At 53.9% G+C, this 5476-nt stretch carries 5 protein-coding genes; 3 read left to right on the top strand and 2 right to left on the bottom strand.

Going from position 1 to position 5476, the window contains the following annotated elements:
• Positions 1-394 precede the first annotated feature (394 nt).
• A complete protein-coding gene (locus NB063_RS32140) occupies positions 395-970 on the bottom strand; it encodes an OsmC family protein (protein WP_250933948.1) in 576 nt (191 codons plus the stop codon).
• Positions 971-1126: 156 nt separating this feature from the next.
• Between NB063_RS32140 and NB063_RS32135 the strand changes: the two genes are divergently transcribed.
• From NB063_RS32135 to NB063_RS32125, 3 genes are all read left to right on the top strand, one after another.
• Positions 1127-2422, top strand: a complete 1296-nt coding sequence (locus NB063_RS32135) for a deiodinase-like protein (RefSeq protein ID WP_250933946.1) — start codon at positions 1127-1129, stop codon at positions 2420-2422.
• 35 nt (positions 2423-2457) lie between these two features.
• Complete coding sequence (locus tag NB063_RS32130) at positions 2458-2907, top strand: MarR family winged helix-turn-helix transcriptional regulator (RefSeq protein ID WP_250933944.1); 450 nt, start codon at positions 2458-2460, stop codon at positions 2905-2907.
• Positions 2908-3095: 188 nt separating this feature from the next.
• Positions 3096-4061: a hypothetical protein gene (locus NB063_RS32125; protein ID WP_250933943.1), complete on the top strand. Its 966-nt coding sequence runs from the start codon at positions 3096-3098 to the stop codon at positions 4059-4061.
• Positions 4062-4604: 543 nt separating this feature from the next.
• On the opposite strand, the gene NB063_RS32120 is transcribed toward NB063_RS32125, so the two are convergent.
• A complete protein-coding gene (locus NB063_RS32120) occupies positions 4605-5393 on the bottom strand; it encodes an SDR family NAD(P)-dependent oxidoreductase (protein WP_250933941.1) in 789 nt (262 codons plus the stop codon).
• Positions 5394-5476: the final 83 nt, after the last annotated feature.

Below are 5476 nucleotides of genomic sequence, written 5' to 3'. Positions count from 1 at the left end.
CGTCGGGATAGTTCCGCAAGTGGGTCTTGTCTGGTGCCATCCATCTTTCATGAGATCGCTGGCCGAGATATTGCGGCATGGCTGTGTCGGCGATGGACCGGAGCCACCCTGTCACAACTCGGGCCAAGGTTCGGTCTTGCTGGCACCAATAGTGTTTCCAACCTTGTGCGTCGTGCCGATAAACGCTTCAAAGAACCCAGGGCATGGCGCAACCTAGCCCATCAAATCGAATCTTCCCTGGGCCTGAACACCGAACACAAGGCCTGACCCCTGCGAAGCGATTCCCTAACGACGGACGAACACGGCGCGGGTACCGTAATGAATTCACCGATACTCCAGTCCTGCACTCGAATCATTATTACGAAGTAAGCCCAAGCAACGGAGCGACGCACCGTCAATCGATTGACAGCAGTGGATCGCCGTTAACGGTTGCTTCGATCCTGGACGGGACGGGGTTCATGATCGACTGATGAATAAAGCAACTGTTCTTGCCGACTTCGATCATCTGCCGAATCGTTTCTTCAGATTCGTCGGACTCGATGTCGAGATTCGTGACGACCTCAACGCCTCGGCCTGCCAACGTTCCTTTGACCACGGAACCTTCCATCGCAAAACGTGTTTCCTGCGAGAGCTTCATGCTGTGGATGTTCAGTTTCTTGATTGATGCGTATCGCGAAAGTTGCGTCAGCAGGCAAAACGCGATGCTGGCGCTGTAGTAGGCCAGCGGCGGCGGGGCGGAATCGTCGCCGCCGAGGTAAGGGCCTTCGTCGCAGATGATCTGAAAGGTGCTGCCTTTCGGTTGGTCGACACGAACGGTCGCCTGTTTCCGCATGTTGTCGAGCGATTCGGCCTCAAGTCTCAGCACAACTTCGCGTTTCTGGACCGGTTTCAAGCTGGCGCCGTGTTCTTCTGGGTCAGTTCGTTCCATGACTTTGCTGACGATCGGAACTTGCGAAGTCGGAGATGACATTGATTGCCTTCCAATTAAATTAAAGAAGTGAAGATTTGCGGGTTGTATATTACTACGCATGCGTACTACCATGCAACTGAGAGACAGCTGGTTTCGGTACATTCAACCGACCAATTGCCGCCCTTCGAGTCAGAGGTTTTGCATTGGAGACAAGCCATGTTCAGAATTTTATTCCTGACGACGATCGTACTGCTGCCGATTTCATCCGTTCACGCACAGCAACGTGGAGGCATGGCGGACCGATTGAAACGGTACGACAAGAATGGTGATGGGAAAGTGACCAAAGCCGAATTCTCTGGGCCGGTACGAGCCTTCAGTCGTTTCGACGCTGACGGGGACGGCGTGATTACATCGAAGGAGATGGGCGGAGCGTCCGGCGGTTCACGAGCATCAGGTGCAAAGACTTCCCGGTCGTCAGGCAACGTGATCGGCGAGCTGAGTATGGCCGAGAGGATGGCAGAGTATCAGGCCTTTCCAACGGAAAAACCGGCTCCCGGAGACAACGCGCCGAAGTTTGAGTTGAAGGATCTGTCCGGAAAGACGGTGTCCCTCAATGAACTGCTGGCGACAGCGCCCGTGATCATCGAGACCGGAAGTTGCACGTGCCCGGTGTTCCGACGTAGCCACGGAAAAATCGAGGAGCTGCAACAGCAGTTCGGTAAACGCGTCCACTTTGTTGTGCTCTATGGTCGTGAAGCACATGCGGGGAGTGGAGCCTACAAAGACACGCCACCTCCGACGACGTTGGAGGAACGAGTCAGGCTCGCAGAGAAAGTTGCAAGAGAAATATCAATTGGCTTGCCCGTCGCGGTTGACGACATCGACAATAAGGTGAGTTTGGCATACGGAGGACTTGCAAACGCCGGTTACATCATTGGTCAGGATGGGCGTGTGTTCTTTAAGATGCCGTGGATTGATGCGCGACTATTGAGTGAACCACTGACGGCTTTGCTAAAATCCGGCGGTCGTGGGGGCGCTCATCCACCGGAGTTTCCCAATGGTCAAACGATGCCGGGCGGTGGCGGCAAGCGAACGGCGCGTCCTGGCTCTCGTGCTTCGAGTAAAGATGTGTCAGCTTCGTCGACTCCCGTCAAAGTCCCCGCAGGAATGGAGAACGACATCGTTTGGAACAGCAACTTCTCCGATGCACTCAAGCGCGCGAAGAAGTCAAACTCAGAGGTGCTCGTGAACTTCCACTTCAAGGGCTGCCCGATTTGCTTTGCAATGGATCAGGGGCCGCTAAGGGACAAGCGGGTCGTCGACAAGTCGCGCCAGTTTGTCGGAGTGAAAGTCGATATCACTACCGACGATGGTGAGAAGCTTGCGGATAAGTTTGAGGTCGTCGGAACCCCAGTCTTTGTTCGTCTCAACACAGACGGCGAAGAAGTTGATCGCCACAACGGTCCGGCGGATGTCGTAACATTCCTCGGCTTTCTCGGTGACAGAGAATAGCCCCGTACGTTTTTCTTCCCTGCTGATGGTGACAAATGACCTTCGAAGAATCCATTCCGATGCGATTGCGTCGAGCTTACCTGACAATGCATCGGGTGGCGCAGGCTCACTTTGCTCAATTCGATGTTACGGCAGACCAATTCGTTTTGTTGTCGCTGCTGTCTGAAGAGGACGGTATCACACAATCGCAATTGGGCGAACGCATGGCGTCGGACGGGAACACCGTGACGGCGATGCTGAAACTGCTGGAGAAACGTGATTATGTGCGCCGTGTACGTTGCAAAGAAGATGGGAGAGCACGGCGAGTTCACCTAACTGCCGCCGGACGACGACTCGCTACCAAGCTCAGCCGAAGTTCTGAAACTCTTCGATCGTCCATTGAGAATGCAGTAACGCTCAAAGAGCGACAGGCCTTCCATCAATCACTTGATCAGATTGTCGACGTTGTTACGCCGCAAGATCACAAGGACCAGAAGGCAGGCTGAAAGGGGTGCCTTCGGAATCGTATGCGATACTTAAGAGAAGAATTTGAAACGATGAACCGCTGGATGGATGCGGCATTGAACCGGAAGGTTGTACGTGGGAGCAACGACGCTACCCAAAAAAATCCCAAATGCTCAAAGACTCCTGCCGAATTGCTTACCGGAACAACTTTCACTCAAGGAACGTCATAATGAGACAGAAACTAGTATGCCTTCTGTTTTGCGCGTCCGCGCTCGGATTCATGAACTCCGCCGCTGGGCAGGAATCCCATGCCGATTGGTTCGATGGAAAGCCGCGGACCTTCGTCGTTAACGGGTACTCAACTTCGTTTCATTGGCCGGAGATTTTGCAAAGGAAGTTGGATCGGTACTTTGATGGCAAACAGGTCATCGAAGTCAAGTCGGCGACTCAAGGGACGACGCCGATTGCAAAATGGATGAACGTTGAATCCGGACAGCCGATGCGACCGTGGACCACCAAGCTGCGACCATTGCTGAAAGATGATTCGAAGCCGACGATCGTCCTGGCGCAGCAGTCGCTGCAATGGGTCTTTGGTGGACGATCTGATGGCATTCGAAGCGAAGACGATGCGATCAACATTCGTAAGGGCGCTGACGCAATTAAACAGTACGCGGACTTGTTGAAATCCGACGGTGCCGACGCGGTGGTCATCGCGATGCATATTTTCAAAAAAGGCATGGAACCAGAAATCGGAAATGAACGGCTTTCGCTCGCCACGTTTATGAAATCCAATCCCACTGACGTTTACGCTGGCCCCGATGTTTGGACTCCGACAAGCAAACTCTGGCCACAAGCGTTTCAGGCGGACAAGGTTCATCCCAACGGAATGGGAGCCGAAGTGATGGCCCACTACTGGTTTGCAACCGTACTTAAAATAAGCGGAAAAGAAGTTCCTTCGTGGAGCGAAGAAGAGATGAGGAGTGCGATGGAGAATCCTCCGGCACTCGCGTCCGCTGACGGAAGGCAACGTCGCGGCGGTGGCGGAATGGCGGACCGAATGCTTCGTCACGATGCGAACAAAGACGGCAAGGTCACGAAAGCTGAGTTCCGCGGTCCGGCTCAGGCTTTCAGCCGCTTTGACAAGAACGGCGACGGCGTCATTGACAAAAAGGAACTGACTGCCGCCGGTCGGTGAACTTTGAATGCACTCAGCAAACTGAAAACTTCACACTGGAAAATACTCATGCGATCCTTCGCCATATCGCTTGCCTGGTCGGCTTCATCATAGGCAGCGGTTTCGGTGATGATCTCTTGGCAGGTGACAGCCTTCAAACGGCGAGTCGTGCGTTGACGTTCCTGAGTATCGCTGGACTGAGCCATCGCGATGGACTTCTTGAGAAACGCTTCGCTACCAAGCCCCCAGCCGCTGAGTGCCCAGTCACTCAGTGCGCAGGAAGAGCGGATTCTCCGGCACCTCCAATCCTTGACTAACGTACTGCCGGTAGGCCCTTGCCGGGTCCTTTCCTCCATTGGCGGCCACCCAGTTCAGGTGCAGTTCGTCATAGGCGATCCAATCCACTTGGCTAGTTTTCGAGCGTAACCTCGGCAACTCCTTCGTCAAAAGGATCAAGCAAGCGAAGGAGCATTTGCGAATCCGCCACTTCGGTCGTTTGAATGCGGGTCAAGCTCAAAACGTTCTTTTCGCCCGCTTCACCTTAACGTTTCTTTTCCGACACCGTTAAGCAATCGTTGGAATGAGTCCTCCGTCGACTCGTATGGGTGCTCCATTGATAGCGGAAGCGAGTGGGCTGGCAACAAACGCGACCATGTTGGCGATCTCTTCGGGTTCTATCAATCTTTGAATCAACGAGGTCGGCCGATTGTCTGCCATGAATCGCTTCTCAGCCGAATCGTAGGGCTCGTCCGGGAAAAGGTTGCTGACGAATTCCTTCACACCTGGCGTTAACGTCGATCCAGGCATGACTGTGTTCACCGTGACGGAGGTTCCCTTGGTCAATTGAGCCAGACTACGCGAGACGGCAAGTTGTGCCGTCTTCGTCATTGCGTAGTGAGGCATTTCTGGAGCGGGCACGACGCCGGATTCGCTGCTGATGAAGATGATGCGTCCGGTGTTTTGCTCCAGCATTTCCTTCAGATAGTGCCGTGCAAGACGCACACCGCTCATCACGTTGATGTCAAAGATGTGCTGCCACGCTTCGTCCGTCAGGTCGAAAAAATCAACCGCTTCAAAAATGCCCAGATTGTTGACCAGGATATCGATCTGCGGATGTTCGGCGATGGTTCGTGCGGCGCCTTCGGCCGTCCCGTTGTCGGCCACTAGTCCGATCAGGTCGGCCTTCGGTTGACTCTCGCGAATCTTTTCAATCGCCGTGTCGACGCTCGCTTCGCTGCGACCATTGACGATTGTTGTTGCTCCTTCGGCAGCCAGGCGAGTCGCGATCGCCAGACCGATTCCGCCTGTTGATGCGGTGACCAGTGCTGTTTTGTTGTTGAGTTCAAGATTCATCGAATTCTTATCCTATTGGTGTTGTAGAAGAGTTTTTGAGTATTCATGCATCACCCTCCCTCCGGGCATTGGTATCTACACAA

The organism is Aporhodopirellula aestuarii (assembly GCF_023701485.1).
In the GTDB taxonomy this organism is placed as follows: domain Bacteria; phylum Planctomycetota; class Planctomycetia; order Pirellulales; family Pirellulaceae; genus Rhodopirellula; species Rhodopirellula aestuarii.
The sequence above is the reverse complement of the archived record's forward strand: the minus strand, read 5'-3'. Positions and strand labels throughout refer to the sequence as shown.